The sequence below is a fragment of the Methanofollis sp. UBA420 genome, from assembly GCF_002498315.1.
Classification (GTDB): domain Archaea; phylum Halobacteriota; class Methanomicrobia; order Methanomicrobiales; family Methanofollaceae; genus Methanofollis.
Window position 1 is genome coordinate 294968 of the sequence record NZ_DAGX01000002.1, and the last position, 14849, is coordinate 309816.

General features: G+C 59.6%; 13 protein-coding genes and 1 tRNA gene. 6 read left to right on the plus strand and 8 right to left on the minus strand.

Annotation, left to right across the window (positions count from 1 at the left end):
• Positions 1-3 precede the first annotated feature (3 nt).
• From BP869_RS01515 to BP869_RS01530, 4 genes are all read left to right on the plus strand, one after another.
• On the plus strand, positions 4-1170 hold the full coding sequence (locus BP869_RS01515) for a M20/M25/M40 family metallo-hydrolase (RefSeq protein ID WP_342676239.1): 1167 nt from the start codon (positions 4-6) through the stop codon (positions 1168-1170).
• Positions 1171-1297: 127 nt separating this feature from the next.
• Positions 1298-1954 carry a hypothetical protein gene (locus BP869_RS01520; RefSeq protein WP_342676241.1) on the plus strand — a complete coding sequence of 219 codons (657 nt, stop codon included), beginning with the start codon at positions 1298-1300 and terminating at the stop codon, positions 1952-1954.
• Positions 1955-2025: 71 nt separating this feature from the next.
• A tRNA-Arg gene (locus tag BP869_RS01525) sits at positions 2026-2097 on the plus strand.
• A gap of 347 nt (positions 2098-2444) precedes the next feature.
• Entirely contained in the window at positions 2445-4154 is a 1710-nt protein-coding gene (locus BP869_RS01530; RefSeq protein ID WP_342676243.1) for a CHASE4 domain-containing protein, read from the plus strand.
• Between the two features lie 386 nt (positions 4155-4540).
• Here the strand turns inward: BP869_RS01530 and BP869_RS01535 are convergent, their stop codons facing one another.
• Both BP869_RS01535 and BP869_RS01540 read right to left on the minus strand, forming a co-directional pair.
• Positions 4541-6157: a putative manganese-dependent inorganic diphosphatase gene (locus BP869_RS01535; protein WP_342676245.1), complete on the minus strand. Its 1617-nt coding sequence runs from the start codon at positions 6155-6157 to the stop codon at positions 4541-4543.
• A gap of 336 nt (positions 6158-6493) precedes the next feature.
• Positions 6494-7066 (minus strand): flavin reductase family protein, encoded by a 573-nt coding sequence (locus tag BP869_RS01540; RefSeq protein ID WP_342676247.1) that lies wholly within the window; start codon positions 7064-7066, stop codon positions 6494-6496.
• 210 nt (positions 7067-7276) lie between these two features.
• Between BP869_RS01540 and BP869_RS01545 the strand changes: the two genes are divergently transcribed.
• The gene (locus BP869_RS01545; protein ID WP_342676248.1) at positions 7277-8305 is read left to right on the plus strand and encodes a HEAT repeat domain-containing protein; all 1029 of its coding nucleotides are present in this window, start codon (positions 7277-7279) and stop codon (positions 8303-8305) included.
• On the opposite strand, the gene BP869_RS01550 is transcribed toward BP869_RS01545, so the two are convergent.
• The 5 genes from BP869_RS01550 to BP869_RS01570 all read right to left on the minus strand — a co-directional run bounded on the left by BP869_RS01550 (position 8292) and on the right by BP869_RS01570 (position 12568).
• Positions 8292-8741, minus strand: a complete 450-nt coding sequence (locus BP869_RS01550) for a universal stress protein (protein ID WP_342676250.1) — start codon at positions 8739-8741, stop codon at positions 8292-8294. The genes BP869_RS01545 and BP869_RS01550 overlap by 14 nt on opposite strands.
• A 4-nt stretch (positions 8742-8745) precedes the next feature.
• Complete coding sequence (locus BP869_RS01555) at positions 8746-10020, minus strand: ArsB/NhaD family transporter (protein ID WP_342676252.1); 1275 nt, start codon at positions 10018-10020, stop codon at positions 8746-8748.
• Positions 10021-10144: 124 nt separating this feature from the next.
• Complete coding sequence (locus BP869_RS01560; protein ID WP_342676254.1) at positions 10145-11416, minus strand: ArsB/NhaD family transporter; 1272 nt, start codon at positions 11414-11416, stop codon at positions 10145-10147.
• 8 nt (positions 11417-11424) lie between these two features.
• Complete coding sequence (locus BP869_RS01565) at positions 11425-11970, minus strand: universal stress protein (protein WP_342676256.1); 546 nt, start codon at positions 11968-11970, stop codon at positions 11425-11427.
• Between the two features lie 61 nt (positions 11971-12031).
• A complete protein-coding gene (locus tag BP869_RS01570) occupies positions 12032-12568 on the minus strand; it encodes an archaemetzincin family Zn-dependent metalloprotease (RefSeq protein ID WP_342676258.1) in 537 nt (178 codons plus the stop codon).
• Positions 12569-12583: 15 nt separating this feature from the next.
• Between BP869_RS01570 and BP869_RS01575 the strand changes: the two genes are divergently transcribed.
• Positions 12584-12985 carry a UPF0146 family protein gene (locus BP869_RS01575; protein ID WP_342676260.1) on the plus strand — a complete coding sequence of 134 codons (402 nt, stop codon included), beginning with the start codon at positions 12584-12586 and terminating at the stop codon, positions 12983-12985.
• 364 nt (positions 12986-13349) lie between these two features.
• Here BP869_RS01575 and BP869_RS01580 read toward each other — a convergent pair whose 3' ends face one another.
• The gene (locus tag BP869_RS01580; protein WP_394339016.1) at positions 13350-14708 is read right to left on the minus strand and encodes a replication factor C large subunit; all 1359 of its coding nucleotides are present in this window, start codon (positions 14706-14708) and stop codon (positions 13350-13352) included.
• Positions 14709-14849: the final 141 nt, after the last annotated feature.

Sequence of the window (14849 nt, forward strand, 5' to 3'; positions counted from 1 at the left end):
ACCATGGACGTTTCCGCTCTCTGCAGGGACCTTGTCAGGATCAGGAGCGAGAACCCTCCCGGCGATACCCGCGACGTCGCCGACTACATCCATACCTTTCTGCTGGAGAGCGGGATCGAGAGTGTCGTCGTCTCCCGGGACGGGCAGCGCTGCAATCTGATCGCACCCGGCCGGAACCCGGGCCTCCTCCTTGTCGGCCACCTCGACGTTGTCCCGGCCATCCCGACAGGGTGGAGCCACCCCCCCTTCGAGGGCGTCGAGGAGGAGGGGTATATCTGGGGGAGGGGATCGAGCGACATGAAAGGGGGGTGCGCGGCCCTCCTCACCGCCCTACGGCGTGTCGCCGGCGAAGGGGACGCACCCTCCTGTCAGGTGGTCTTTGTCTGCGACGAGGAAACCGGGGGGTGCCATGGCATGGAATATCTCCTTGCAAAGGACGTGCTTCGGCCCTGCGACACACTCATCGCCGAACCGACGCCCCGCCTCTCCCCCTGCATCGGGCAGAAGGGACTGGCGCGGCTCTCCCTCTCTTTTTCCGGCGAACCCGGACACAGTTCCCTGTACCCGGAGATCGGGCGGAGCGCGATCATGGAGGCGCACGCGCTCATCTCTTTTCTCCAGAAGATCCATGAACAGGAGTACCCGGTGAGCGGCGAGATGGAGGAGATCATCGCCCGGTCGTCAGGGGTGCTCGAAGGGATCTTCGGGACACAGGGACTCGACCGTGTCCTGCGCCGCGTGATGTTCAACCCGGGTGTCATCTCCGGCGGGGAGAAGGCAAACATCGTTGCCGAACGCTGCGACCTCGACCTCGACCTGCGCATCCCGTGGGGGTGCACGACCGGGGAGATCGTCTCAGAGATCGCTTCGCATGCGCCCTCAGCGAGGATGAAGGTGACCTCGACCTCCGAACCCTCCTTTACGCCGCCGTCGGCCATGATTGCCACGCGCATCTCTTCGGAGATCGGGCGCGTGTATGGGAAAGAGGCGGTTCCCATCTTCCAGTGGGCGGCGAGCGATGCCAGGCACCTGAGAAAGGCCGGGTTCCCGACAGTGGAATACGGCCCGGGAGAGATAAAAACGATACATGGCATCGACGAGCGGGTTTCTATTCCTTCACTCAGGTGCGCAGAAGAGATCTACAGAGGCCTCATTCTCTCGTATTGTTGATTTCATCCAGGTTGAGAAGAGGAGAACATCTATATAGCACAAATTTTGATGCCCGTTCTCGTAGATATAGGGTCGTCCCGGGCAACCTTATAAACCCATATATACCGGGAGCAAGTACTCGTATTTGATGAAGTCCCTCCACATGCTGCTCGCCTTTCTTGTCTGTGCCGCCCTTCTGGTGGCGGGATGTACCACCGCGGCCGAAGGTGGGTCACAGGAAAAACCATTCTGGGCCAAGGATACGCCCGCCCCCACGCCGACCACACCAACCCCGACTGTGGACAGCGAATATGTCAGTCCTGCGACGCCATATCCCGCGACGACCAACCGCCCGAGTCCGCCGGCACAGCAGAACCCCACTGTCACGCCAGCAGCGCCCTCATATCTGGAAGTGATCCACGAGAAGGTTGTGCTGGACTATGGTCATCCTGCGGCTGCATGGGTAATCAATGTGACACAGGCACCCCTTATTGTGGACTTCTCCGTTCAGCCGAAGATGACCACCCGGACGGTCGTCTATGAGAGCAGTTATGGAAGCCATAAGGAAGAGAAAAAGACGGTGACCACCATCAGCGACAGAAGTCGGCTTGAGGTGACCGTGCGCGACGGGGACGGGAATATTGTGGCACAGGACGGTTTTGCCGGCCTGTACTCCGTGGACGAATCAAAGAAAATCCTTGTCATGAGCCCGGGAAAATACCATCTGGACATCCGGGGCACAGATGTCACCGTCGATCTCTCCGCGATGATCGGGCAGACTGGGCAGACAACAGGGGAGGTCTGACCTCTCCCCGGTCTGCTGAAGGGGAATGAATATATGGGAGAACCACCAATTTTATAGAGCACATCTGCAGTGTCCCGGTAGGGTAGTGGACATCCTAGAAGCCTGCGGAGCTTTTGACCCGGGTTCAAATCCCGGCCGGGGCGTTTTTCCCTTTTTCTGGTTCTTTTGTTGCTGCTCTCCACGGTTTTCCAGAGACAGCACCATAACGAAAAACCTGGCTTGTTGCCATCGGTTTGGGTCTTATAACTTTCATGTTCATCCAACAGCAGGAGCGCAGATCTTTTCCATGATCTCTGGACAGGTTAGAGGGATCGATTCTCCAGAATCGCACAATCCCCCTGCAATATAAAATAAGATCTCCAAATATCTGCCAGGATAATACAGCTGGTATATATTGTACTCCCTCAAAATAAGAGGAGCGGCGCGGGCAGATTTTCAGGCCTAGAATATGCTGAAATCCGCCAGAGACGCCCTTGAATGCCGTGAGACTATGAAGCTCCTCACATATACCATCCTTGTTATCGTGTGCGTGACCCTTGCCCTGATCACCGGCATCTTCGTAACCGCTCATCTGGTGCTCGACCCGCACATCGAAAAAATCGAGATCTCGGCGATGACCGATGACTGTGACCTCGTCACGGACATTCTCCAGACCGAACTGGACGGCATCGCCATGCTCTGCCGGGACTATGCAACATGGGACGATGCCTGCTCTTTTGTGCAGGACGGGCACCCTGCGGGCCATGCCTCCGACGTTGCCCTCGAAATCTTCGGGACGGCACGTCTGGATACGATCCTGCTCTATGACGCCGGGGGGACTCTCGTCTATGGGACAGACATTGAACGTTCAAACATGAACCTCACGTCCCCCTCTTCTGCTCTCCTTACCTACCTCGACGACCATGACATCTATGCACAGATCTGTTCTTCCCGACGCGAGGTCACGGGTATCATCCCCCTTCCCGAAGGACCGATGATGGTTTCCGCTGCTCCGGTGCTCAGGAGTACGGGACAGGGCCCCTCACAGGGGATGCTCCTCTTTGGGCGGTATCTCCGGGGAGACGAAGTTGTACGAGTCCAGGACATCACCAGCCTCCCAGTCTCGTTCTACTCCCCGGATGACCCTGCGGCATATGCCGGCATCGTTGGAAGCGGCCGTACGGACGGGGTAGAGTCCCCGGTCATCGCACCCTCTCCTGACAGGAAGACAGTCTCCGGGGTCACTGCCCTCGACGACATCGAAGGCAGGCCCGCAGTCCTCGCCCGTATCGATCAGCCACGAAGCCTGTATTTCCAGAGCATTGAACCATTTTTCCAGTTCATCCTTGTCATCGTTGCGACCTGTGTATCTGCCGGCATCCTTATCCTCATCCTCCTCCACCGGACCCTTTTTCGCCATTTCGAAGAGGTGAGCCGTACAGTCGCGGCGATCCGGCATGACCGGGACTATTCCCGCCGCCTCCCCCGGGGCCTGACAGACGAGATGAACATGCTCTGTGGAGCGATCAACGACCTCCTCTCTTTTCTGGAGGGGCACATTGCCGAAAGGAACCGGTACGAAGAGTGCCTCAGGGACTCCCGGGAGAAGTACCGCCAGTTGTTCCATTCGGCCAACGACGTCATCTTCGTCATGCAGGACGGACACATATCTGACTGCAACAAAAAAGCCCGGGAAATGCTGGGTTACAACCCTGAAGACGTGAAAGAACTTTCTATCCTTGATGTCTCACCGGATTGCCAGCCCGACGGCAGGTGGTCGGCCGAAGCCCTGAAGGAGTATTATGCCATGGCCGAAAGAGGTGCAGTCCTCTGCTTCGAGTGGCGGCACCTGAGAAAGGACGGGACATTTCTGGACACGGAGGTCGCTCTCAACCGCTTTGACCTGAAATCAGGGCCCTATCTCCTTGCCATTGCAAGGGATATCACCGAGAAAAAACAGACAGATCGGCTCAAATCAGAGGCATTCGTCCGGATAGAGCAGAACCTCCAGCAGTTCGCCACTCTCAACGACGAGATCAGAAACCCCCTCCAGGTCATCCAGGCTGTTGCCGAGATGCACTCTTCCGACGACACGGCGATTGTACTGGAGCAGGTCGGGCGCATCGACAGGCTTGTGGACGACCTGGACCGGGGCTATATCGCGTCGGAGAAAGTGCGTGAATTCCTCAGAAAACACTACCAGTTCGGAAAAAAGGAATGAGGGACTCTGAAGATATCCTGTTCTTGCATGCTGGTTCCGGGGGGCTGCCGTTCGAAAACCTACGGTCACCGGCAAATCAAAGATCTGTCAGAACAGGAAAATCTTCGATTTTCCCGTATCTCTCAAGATCGCTTTGCTCACACTCCCCACCCCCTACCATCAGGATAGAGACGGGATGGCAATCCCTCTCAAATTTTCTGCCCTGTCTTCCCGGGATCAATCCTGAGTTGTGGGGTCCGGGGGCAACGAGAAGACAAAGTCTTCGAGGTCAGTCCCCCGGTGGAGAGTGAGGGGAAGGCGGTGGATCCGCGCTTACCCTCCGAGATCGGGGGGATAGGGGTACATGATCCGAGCAGGGGGGTTCTACAAAGCCGACTGAGGCCCCGTCAGAGGTCCCGGAGCATATTCCCGAACTGCGGGAGGAAGTCCTTCTTCCGTGACATCACGCCCGGAAGCCGCCTGGGCTGCTCCGTAATTCCCAGTTTTGCCAGGTGGCCCTCCTCTGCCGCGGCAAAGAGGTCGCTGCCGTTTTCGAAGACATTGGTGAAGAGGGCGAGGAAAAAGTCGCTCCCTGTTTCTTGGCGGAGGGCGTTGACCTTCTCCTTGATCTCGTCAGCATGCACGGTGCTGAACTCGAAGGAGGGGACGGTCACCTGCGCGATGACCACCTTCTTCTCAAAGAGGTTGTAGTGCTTGGTATCCCTGAGGAGGAGGTCGTGGAGGGGGACGTTTTCCAGTTCTATCCCCCGCTGGACAAGTTCCATGCCATAGGCCGCCGGGTCCACGCCCGCGATGCCGGCCAGGTAGTCCACGACTTTTTCGTCCTCAGGGGTCGTCGTCGACATCTTCAGGGCGAGGGTGTCGGAGAGGACGCCCGAGAGCAGCAGGCCTGCCGTCTGCTCTGTCGGTTCGACCCCCTTTTCGATGAACATCCTGGTGATAATCGTCGAGGTCGACCCCACGGGATCATTCAGGAATTTGATGGGTTTCAGGGTGGTGATTGCCCCGAGGCGATGGTGGTCGATGATCTCCAGCACGTCGGCCTTCTCGATGCCGTCCACCGCCTGCGAGAACTCGTTATGGTCGACAAGGATCACCGACTTGCGGATGTCGTCGACGAAGGTGTTGCGCGAGATCATGCCAAGCAGGCGGTTGTCGTTTTCGACCACGCAGGCCGTCCTGTACTTGGAGTTCGAGACGACGTCCTTCACATATTCGAGGGGGTCGGCCATGCTCACCCGCGGCACGTCGGTCGCCATCACCATACCTGCCGGCAGGGAGAGATTAATCATCTTGCCGACACCGAAGGCATCGAGGGCGGTCGAGAGGACGGCGACGTTCCGCGTCTTTGCGGCATTGATGACGCGCTCGCCGACCGGCGAATTGTCGGCGAGGATGAGAGCGGCGATCCCGGCCGAGATCAGGGCGAGCTGGGCCGGTTCGTTGTCCCCGACTATGGCGACGTCACAGGGCGAGAGCCGCGAGAGGGAGACATGGAGGGCGTCTATCGCCATGTACACCCTCCCTTCCAGGAGGTCCGGGCCGGGCACGAGGATCTGGGCGCTCAGGATCTTTGCTAGGGTCTGGAGTTTGATCGGCGTGATGGCAAGTTGTTCGATCTTCGTCCGGGTCACATAGGCGCGGGCCAGGCCGTGCTCGCTCATAAGGCCGAGGAGGATGCCGTTGTCGTCGACGATCGGCATGTTGCGCACGCCGTGTTCGTCCATCATGGCGACGACCTCGATCGTCGGAATGTCGGCATGGGCGCTGATCGGATAGGTGAAGGGCAGGTCGGAGACATTGGGCTCGACGCTCTCGATCAGGGCCGGCGCTTCGGTGCCGAACTTTTCAAGGACAAAACCCGTCTCGGGATTGACTTCGCCGCACCGCGCAGGGACATACTTCCCTGCCTCCTCACGGTTCAGGAGTTCGGCATAACCTATGGCGCTGCAGATACTGTCGGTATCAGGGTGCCTGTGCCCGATCACATAGACCTTGTTCATGATCATCCCCCGCAAAGAGTGCGGATAGTGTCTTTATCTGTACGTCCCGCCTCTTTATCTCCTTGCCCCCGACACCCCCGGAGCACAACGCACGCCCGGGCAGAAAAACACAAAAGATAAAGGTGGCTCTGCGGAGTGAACGGTCCTGTGGTGCCGCGTCGGAAGAGGGGAGTGATGGCAACCCCCTCAAGATCTCCCTCTCTCTTTTCCCCGGACCAATCCTGAGCGGGGACGACCGAAGAGAGTCGAGAAAATCTGTGACGCTGTCTGGGGGCTTGCCTCCGGGGGAGAGTTTGGGATAGGCGGTGGATTGGTGTTCTCCACCAGAGGCCTACCTCACTTCTTCAGGGCAAGGCCTGCCGAGAAGGCCTTTGCGATCTCCGGGCCGACGGCATGGTACGCACGGCCCGCGGAGTCGTAGACAAAAGGCATGACCTTTGTGAGGTCAGGCACGCCGTCGGGCCCGAGCACCGACTCGTCCACCTTGACATCCAGGATCTCGCCGATGAACTGGGTATGGACGCCGACTTCCATGCTCCCGGTGAGCCTGCACTCAAGGACGACCGGGAACTCAGCGACATAGGGCGCATCGACGAGGTCGCTCCTGACCGCGGTCAGTCCGGCCGTTGCGATCTTGTCGGCGTGCCTCCCCGACTCGATCCCGAAGTAGTCTGCCGCGGCGACATGGCCGGCAGACGGGATGCAGACGGTAAACGCCTTCTGCTGCTGGATGTTCTCGTAGGTCTTCCGCACTTTCTGGATCGAGACAGCCACTGACGGGGGGTTGGACGAGCAGATCCCTCCCCATGCCGCGGTCATGGCGTCGGGGTTGCCGTCGGCATCATAGGTGCAGACGATCATTACAGGATGAGGATAAAGAAGCGGCCGCGCGCCGCAGGATCTCTTCATGCCCACAGAATAGACGCCGTACCTGAAGTCTGTTGCGCCTGGACCCTGCAACCCCCGGCATCGTCAGGGCGGCCTGTTCCCCGAGCAAGACTGGATACTCTCGATTTGGGCGTGAACTGCCCGAGAAACGACTTTTTGCCCCGGGAACCCGACGGCGGGAAGATTCTTATTATCTCGCACCCTATTATTCAGGTCATCTCAGGACCCGGCATGGCAGCAGATAAACAGGAATACACCCCTTCTGACGAGGAAAACCAGGAATCGATCGAACAGGAGATCGCGGACCTGATTCTCTCCCTCAAAGACCCGAACATTACGGTCAGGTGGGAGGCGATCGGGACTCTGGTCGATATCGGAGCCCGGGCTGTCCCGCAGATCTGTGAGGCCATGAAAGACGAGAATAAATTCGTGCGCTGGGGTGCTGCCGAGGCTCTGGGACGTATTGGTGACGACCGAGGAGTCAGGCCCCTGATCACCGCGTTAAAGGACAGGGACAAGGATGTCAGGTGGAAGGCGGCGATCAGTCTCGGCGGCATGCAGGCACAGGAGGCCGTCTGCCCCCTGATCCAGACCCTACACGACGATGACCCCGACGTCAGGTGGGGCGCCGCCACCGCCCTCGGCGAGATCGGCGATCACCGTGCCGTTGAATATCTCCTCGACGCCCTGAAGGACAGGCGGGACAGGGACGGGCGGGACGGCGCCATCTTCGCGCTCGGTGAACTCCATGACCCGCGAGCCGTGGCCCCCCTCATCGATGCCCTTGAAGACCGCAACTACGAGATCAGATTCGAGGCCGCGAAGGCCCTCGGCAAGATCGGAGACCAGAGAGCAGAAAGGCCGCTGATCAACCGTATCAAAGATGAAAACTGGGAGGTGCGCCTTGTCGCCGCCGAAGCGCTGGTCAGGGTCGGCGGGCAGGACACGACCGACGTCCTCCTGCCCCTCCTCACCGACGACGCCCCCGACGTCCGCCGGACCGCCATCGAGATCCTCGGCGAGATCGGGGGCTCCGCGGCCGTCGGTCCTCTTGTCGCCGTCCTCAGGCATGACGAAAATTGCCGCTACGAAGCCGCGGAGGCCCTCGGAAAGATCGGAGACCCCGGTGCCTTCGAGCCACTTCAGAAGATCTATGAGTTCTGCGACCCCTATGTCAGGGTCGCCGTCCTCAACGCGATGTCCGTGATCCTCTTAAAAATGAAAAGTAAAACGAACGCCGGCCAGGTCAACGGACAATAAGGACCGGAGTCTCGATCTCTCCTGCAATATCGCTGAGGGTACCGCCAAGAGAGGGTTTCGCACTCCTGCCATGGGCTCCCATGACCACAAGCGAGTACCCGCCGTCCCTGACCTCTCTGACGATCTCCTCTCTTCTGTCGCCGTCCCGGATCTTTGTCGTGCACCGGCACCCTTCGCCATTACAGAAGTCCCAGACCGCGGCCAGTTCGGTCTCGATGTTCCGGCGCATATCCTGCCAGATATTCTGTTCATAGGTCCCGATGATATCGCACTTGTCACTCTGGGTGCAATAGTTGAAGGCCATCGTCCGCGCCTCGCGCCTGTCGAGGACCGAGAGGAGGAGGACGTCAGCGTCCTTCTTTTTGGCGATGGAAACCGCATGGAGTGCCCCTTTGTGACTCCACTTCGATCCGTCGATTAATACCAGAATTTTCATATCATCACCAGAAATATCGCAACCATAGGATTCCAAGGCCGACCGCCACGCTGACGATAAGAACGACCATCCCTACCTTTAGGAACTCGACAAAGCTGATATTTATGCCTTGCCGCTCGGCGATCCCGATGACGACGACGTTCGCCGAGGCACCGATCGCGGTTCCGTTGCCGCCGAGGCATGCCCCGAGAGAGAGGGCCCACCAGAGGGGGTACACGTCCATCGTCTGTCCCATGTCGGTAATCAGGGGGATGAGGGTCGCGGTCAGGGGGATGTTGTCCACGATCGCCGAGGCGAAGGCCGCAAACCAGGCGATGATAAACATCGCCTCTTCCGTCGAGTCGACGTGGCCGACGACGAATGAGGCGAGCTGCGAGATGAGACCGGTCTCCACCAGGGCACCGACCACGATGAAGAGGCCGCCGAAGAAGAAGAGGGCGGGCCACTCGATCTTCTCGAAGATCTCCTCGGGAGGCACGCGACTCCAGAAGAGGATAAACGCAGCGCCGGTCAGCGCGACGATCGCCGGTTCGAGCCCGAGTTTATCGTGGATGAAGAAGAGGAAGACCACGAGTAGGATCGTGACCACAGATTTCATGAAGAGAGATCTGTCCTTGATCGCCGCACGCTCGTCAAGGGCGTCGATGGTCCGGCTGATCCCGACCCTCTCCTCCTCGCCGATCCGCATCGACCTCCCGAAGATCAGGACGAGAAGGAGGAGGATGACGACGAAGTCGACGACCGCGATCGGTCCCATGTTGATGAGGAAGTCGTTGAAGGTGAGGCCTGCGGCAGACCCGATCATGATATTCGGCGGGTCGCCGATGAGGGTCGCGGTCCCCCCGATATTCGAGGCAAAGATCTCGGAGAGGAGGAAGGGTACAGGGTTCAGTTTCATCAGCGTCGTGATGTAGAGGAGCATGGGGGTGAGGAGGAGGACGGTCGTCACGTTGTCAAGGAACGCCGAGACGACCGCGGTCACCAGGGAGAAGAGGATCAGGACCCTGATGGGGCTGCCTTTCGCAAGTTTCGCAGTCCGTATTGCGATGTACTCGAAGAGACCGCTCTTGCGCGTGGTGTTCACGATGATCATCATGCCCATCAGGAGGAAGATCGTCCCGAGATCGAGATACTCCGGGATCTTCTCCCACGGAACAATATGGGCAAAGACGATGACCGCGGCCCCGGCCATCGCTGCAACCGCGCGGTGGATACGTTCGTCGATGATCAGGGCATACGTGAAGAGGAAGACGGCAATCGCAATCAGTTCGGCATACATCGCCCTTCACCTCCGGCAGGGGACCATCGGAGTCCCCTCAGAATGGACGTCATGATTATTTCCAGAATAATGTCTCCCACTGACCTCTTGAATATGAGGGAGAGAGGGGGAGAAAAACCCCTCATCAGGCGTACATCAGCAGGAGGACGCCGAGGCCCGCGGCCACGGTGACGACGAGGACGAGCATCCCCATCTTCAGGAAGTCCATGAAGGTGATGGAGACGCCCTCGCGCTCGGCGATCCCGATAACGACGACGTTCGCCGAGGCGGCGATGGCGGTTCCGTTGCCTCCCAGGCATGCGCCAAGGGAGAGGGCCCACCAGAGGGGGTACACGTCCATCGTCTGCCCCATCTCGCTGATCAGGGGGATGAGAGTCGCGGTCAGGGGGATGTTGTCCACGATCGCCGAGGCGAAGGCCGCAAACCAGGCGATGATGATCATCGCCTCGGCCGTCGAGTCGACATGGCCGATGACGAAGGAGGCGAGCTGCGAGATGAGCCCGGTCTCCACCAGGGCGCCGACCACGATGAAGAGCCCGCCGAAGAAGAAGAGGGCAGGCCACTCGATCTTCTCGAAGATCTCCTCCGGGGGCACACGGCTCCAGATGAGGATGATCGCGGCGCCGGTCAGAGCGATGATAGCCGGTTCGAGTTCGAGCTGCGCATGAATAAAGAAGAGGAAGACCACGAGCAGGATCGTGACGACAGACTTCATGAAGAGCGACCGATCCAGGATCGCCGCACGCTCGTCAAGGGCGTCGATGGTACTGGCGATCGTCTCCTGCTCCTCCGGCTTCACCCTGAGGGTGCGGCCGTAGATGAGGTAGAGCATGACGAGCATGATCGCCATGTCGACCACGACGACCGGCCCCATGTTCATGAGAAACTCGTTGAAGGTGAGGCCTGCCGCGGAGGCGATCATGATGTTCGGGGGGTCGCCGATGAGGGTCGCCGCACCGCCGACATTGGAGGCAAAGATCTCGGAGACCAGGAAGGGCACCGGGTTGAGTTTCATCAGTTTGGCGATATAGAGGAGCATGGGGGTGAGGAGGAGGACGGTCGTCACGTTGTCAAGGAACGCCGAGACGACCGCGGTCACGAGAGAGAAGAGGATCAGGACTCTCATCGGGCTGCCCTTCGCGAGTTTTGCGGTGCGTATTGCGATGTATTCAAAGAGACCGCTCTTTCGTGCGGTGTTCACGATGATCATCATGCCCATCAGGAGGAAGATCGTCCCGAGGTCGAGATAGTGGGGGATCTTGTCCCAGGGGACAATATGGGCAAAGACGATGACGGCGGCGCCGGCCATCGCCGCAACCGCGCGGTGGATGCGCTCGTCGATGATCAGTGCGTATGTAATGATGAATACTGCTATTGCGATGATTTCTGCGTTCATCAGGGTCCTCAGTAGACGATGATCGGGATGTTCGCCATCTGGGCGAGTCTGAGAGTGACCGAACTGAGCGGTGCGATCTCGGTGGTCTGGGATCCGTACTTCTTCGAAACAGCGATGAGGTCGGATTCCTGCATCAGTTCAAGGATATTGTCGAACTTCTTCCCGGCAAACATCCTGCTCGTCACCGTGAGGCCGGCGCCTTCGAGAGACGCGATCGCACGCGTGAGAAGGGATTCCCCGAAAGACTCCCTCTTCCGCCTGAAGTCGGCGATCGCCTTCTCGTCAAGGCTGTCCTCGACGATCCTGATCACCTCCATGTCGATGATATAGACAAGGGTGACCTTTGCGCCTTCATAACTCGAAAGAGTCTCGTACAGGGCGGGTGGGATCTCCTTCACGAAATAATCCAGAGGCATGAGGATGGACGAGACCTCGGGAACGACCATCTCCTCCTCGGTGAGGAGGAACTCCCTGTACTCCCTAGCGACCGCTTCATATCGTGTCCCGGCCACGTCCTTGAACTTGCGCTGCAATAATGAAGTGAAATACCCCATCGTGATCTCATCAATGGTGCGGTCGGGATTTATTAACACTTTCCCGGAGGCAGGAGCGGCCCTACCAGACTACGGGCCGGTCCAGTTTCTCCCGGCAGGAAGAACAGAGCGTCATTTTCTTCCTGTCGAGTTCGGAGAGGGTGGCCGGTTTGAACATGACGCACTCGGGGTCGCGGCAGTGGTCGAGCCCGAAGAGGTGGCCGATCTCGTGGGCGCCTTCCTTTGCCGCCCTGTCGGCGAGGTCGTCGAAGTCATCTGTCCTCCCGTAGAAGCCGTTGCCCAGCCTGGCAATAGAAAGGACGGCGCACCCGGTCTGCGGGCGGGCAAGGCCGAAGACAAAATCGCAGTCGCCGACAAAGAGGTCATGGGTGACGACAAGGAGTGCGGGGCCGGCATATTCTCCCATCTTTTTCATGAACAGGAGACGGCCGAGGACGGCGCCAGCGTCGTACTGGTTTCTTTCAGGGTGGTAACCGTTGATCAGGGCCTCGGCAGCGGCGTTATCGACCGGCATGCCGAGGATCATCTCGATGCGCCTGGCCGTCGGCATCTGGAGGCCTGAGGGCACCTGATGATCCCATATAATCGTGACACCCATGGTACCTAGATCATCGTGGCATGTGAGTATAAACGTATTGAATCCTTAATCGGGGCTTATCTCTCGAAAAATTACCGGGACGTCATCGAGATCGGGATCGGCAGGAACACCGATGTCGCCGCGGCCTGCGCACGGGCGGGCCTCCGGGTCAGGGCCACGGACATCAGACCGGTCCCGCCTGTCGAGGGAGTGGAGGGCCGGGTGGATGACGTCTTCGCACCCGACCTCCCCTGGTACAGGGGTGCCGACCTCGTCTATGCGGTGCGGCCGGGCGTGGAGATGGTGCCCTCGATGATCGATCTTGCCCGGGCAATCGGCTGCGACCTCATCGTCTACCACCTGGGCAACGAGATCTACCTGGACGGCGGGGAGTCCATCGACTGCGGCGTGGTCCTCCACAGGTACGTGCGGGCCTGAGGGGGGGTCAGGGTCACAAAGTCACCAGGAGAATATACGTGAGCGATGGAGGCCTCTGAGTGTGGAAAATATTCGGCTCTGGAGAAACCCTCAGGATCGGATCGATGTCTTCCCCATGATTTCACAGAATAGATGTGGATCCGCCGCCTTCCCCACGCTCTCCGCCGGGGGACTTACGCCCCCAGACCCCCGATCTTAGGATAGGACGGGGAAGGATAAACCCTGCACGCAGGGGTCTGCCATCCACTCTCCTATCATAACAGTGGGGGGGGTGAAAATCCCTGAACCTTCCCAAGGTCATGATAGACGGAGAAACGGCGAGGGCGCGTGTTCCCCCCCGCTGCCCGATCGTGACGACGTCCTGTCAGAAGGAGTCGAAGAGAGTGGCCTGGGTGACGACAGGTTTCCGCTCTTCCTCCTCCGCGGGCGGGTCCTCCTTGACGGGTGCCGCGGGGGTCTCCTCTTTTTTCGCTTCTTTCTTCTTTTTTGGTTTTTCGGCCGCCTTTAGATCCTTGATGACCGTCTTCGCCCGTTCTTTATCGTGGATGAAGAAGTTCAGTTCGTCGGCGTCAAGGGCGAGTTCCCGCACGACCGGTTCGGGGTTCTCCTCCACGAGGAGGGTGATCAGGGTGAGGTACTCCTCCCTGATGGTGTGCTGGGGGAGGGCAAGGGAGCGGGAGAGTTTCTGCATCACCGACTCGCGCACCGCCTTCCCCTTCTTCGCGCCCCCCATCTTCCGCCAGCGGGCCGGAGGCATGATCCTGTCATGGACGCCGGCGCCGTCCGCCGCCACCTTGACGCCGAGGGTCATCATGGCACTGGCATATCTCCAGAGCATGTAGTACTGGCGGCGGTTGGTGAGGCCGAGCCACTCGTCGGCACGCGAGAGGGGGGCATATGCCCGTGCCACGGCCTTCCCGTCCTTCATCGCCGGCAGGTTCCCCTCGATCCACTGGACCACGGTGTCGGGGGTGTCCTCCACCTGCCTGGCCTTCGCCATGAGGTCATAGTCTGGTTTTCCCGAAAAGATGGCGGCGACCAGGTCGAAGATCGTCGAACGCTCGTCCTTCTGCGAGGTGGAGACGTCGCCTGCCTCGATCCTCTCCCTGCCCGCGCCCGCGGCGCAGAGCATGTTGACGGCCGCACGCAGGTCCCCGCCTGCGCTCCCGGCGATCTCCAGCAGGGCGTCCTCGCTGCAGGAAAGGCCCTCTGACTGGCAGATCTCCCGCAGCCGCGGGACGATGGACCTGGCCTGGACGGCCCTGAACTGGACGGGTTCGCCGAGGGCCTTGACCTCCCTAGCGATGCCGTAGAGGTCGTTGGCGATGAGGACGATCGGCTGGCGGGAGTTTTTGATGATATCGATGATCGCCCGCGCCCCGCCGCGGTCGGCCGTGCCATGGAGGTTGTCGGCCTCGTCGAGGAGGATAAGTTTCCTTTCTGCGCCAAGGAGGCTTGCGGTCGCGCTCGACGTGCCGGCGATACGGTCGAGTGCGGCCTTCGTCCGTTGGTCGCTGGCATTGAGTTCGACAATCTCCCAGCCCATGTCGTGGGCGAGGGCGTGGGCGCTGGACGTCTTTCCCACACCGGGCTTCCCGTAGAGGATGAGGGGGGGGCTCCCCCTCGTCCACGACCTCGCCCATTCGTAGATCTGCCGCACGGCAGGGGCGTTTCCGACAAGGTCCTGCAGGGTCCGCGGTCGGTATTTCTCGGTCCAGTCCATATGCAGGATCATAGGGGGGATGATCTCAAATATGCACTGGTGGGACGGCGACACCCCGCTAGCCGGTGCTTTCTGAAAACAATCAAATACATTATCTTTGATGAAACAGAGTACCTACTAGCAGCTGAAAGGATGTTGATG

Excerpts from the sequence above, each read along its gene's own strand:
- BP869_RS01550 (WP_342676250.1), bottom strand. The coding sequence starts at position 8,741 with ATGAAAATTCTGGTATTAATCGACGGATCGAAGTGGAGTCACAAAGGG.
- BP869_RS01520 (WP_342676241.1), top strand. The coding sequence starts at position 1,298 with ATGAAGTCCCTCCACATGCTGCTCGCCTTTCTTGTCTGTGCCGCCCTT.
- BP869_RS01570 (WP_342676258.1), bottom strand. The coding sequence starts at position 12,568 with ATGGGTGTCACGATTATATGGGATCATCAGGTGCCCTCAGGCCTCCAG.
- BP869_RS01555 (WP_342676252.1), bottom strand. The coding sequence starts at position 10,020 with ATGTATGCCGAACTGATTGCGATTGCCGTCTTCCTCTTCACGTATGCC.
- BP869_RS01535 (WP_342676245.1), bottom strand. The coding sequence starts at position 6,157 with ATGAACAAGGTCTATGTGATCGGGCACAGGCACCCTGATACCGACAGT.
- BP869_RS01545 (WP_342676248.1), top strand. The coding sequence starts at position 7,277 with ATGGCAGCAGATAAACAGGAATACACCCCTTCTGACGAGGAAAACCAG.
- BP869_RS01530 (WP_342676243.1), top strand. The coding sequence starts at position 2,445 with ATGAAGCTCCTCACATATACCATCCTTGTTATCGTGTGCGTGACCCTT.
- BP869_RS01560 (WP_342676254.1), bottom strand. The coding sequence starts at position 11,416 with ATGAACGCAGAAATCATCGCAATAGCAGTATTCATCATTACATACGCA.
- BP869_RS01515 (WP_342676239.1), top strand. The coding sequence starts at position 4 with ATGGACGTTTCCGCTCTCTGCAGGGACCTTGTCAGGATCAGGAGCGAG.
- BP869_RS01540 (WP_342676247.1), bottom strand. The coding sequence starts at position 7,066 with ATGAAGAGATCCTGCGGCGCGCGGCCGCTTCTTTATCCTCATCCTGTA.
- BP869_RS01580 (WP_394339016.1), bottom strand. The coding sequence starts at position 14,708 with ATGGACTGGACCGAGAAATACCGACCGCGGACCCTGCAGGACCTTGTC.
- BP869_RS01565 (WP_342676256.1), bottom strand. The coding sequence starts at position 11,970 with ATGGGGTATTTCACTTCATTATTGCAGCGCAAGTTCAAGGACGTGGCC.